The organism is Paenibacillus sp. 01T422 (genome assembly GCF_056398785.1).
The window spans coordinates 1-402 of record NZ_JBFTQB010001699.1 but is presented as its reverse complement, the minus strand read 5'-3'; the positions used below and the strand labels follow the sequence as shown (position 1 = coordinate 402).

Genomic DNA, 402 nt, shown 5'->3' with positions numbered 1-402 from the left:
CAATAAGGACGCCCAACTCAGGCCAACGGGTTGAACCGTTTTTCTTCGGATTCGTCAGCCAATCGGCTTCCAGATCATGAATATAAACGGGACATTTCTTAAGCTTGCGAATTTCGTCAACACCGCCAATATGATCGAAATGCGCATGCGTCAGAAGAATCGCTTCAATCTCTAGGTCAGCAATCTTTTTGATCAGTGACTTTGGGTTCATCCCAGGATCTATAATAATACCCTTTTTCGTCTCCGGATCTGATAATAAATACGCATTGGTGCTAACCGGTCCTAAAACAAATGTATCTATGTTAATCATATGCCCTCACCTTAGCATTCACTTAGAACGACTCGATTAAATCACGAAGTTCCTTCACGATAACTGCGTGGTACCCGTTACCTTCACCATAT

The 402-nt window shown here is 42.8% G+C and carries 1 protein-coding gene; it reads right to left on the bottom strand.

Going from position 1 to position 402, the window contains the following annotated elements; all coding sequences use genetic code 11:
* Nucleotides 1-310, bottom strand: a 310-nt coding sequence (locus tag AC1DUA_RS40830; RefSeq protein ID WP_477505040.1) for an MBL fold metallo-hydrolase, incomplete at its 3' end; no start/stop codon positions are given.
* Between the last annotated feature and the right edge of the window lie 92 nt (nt 311-402).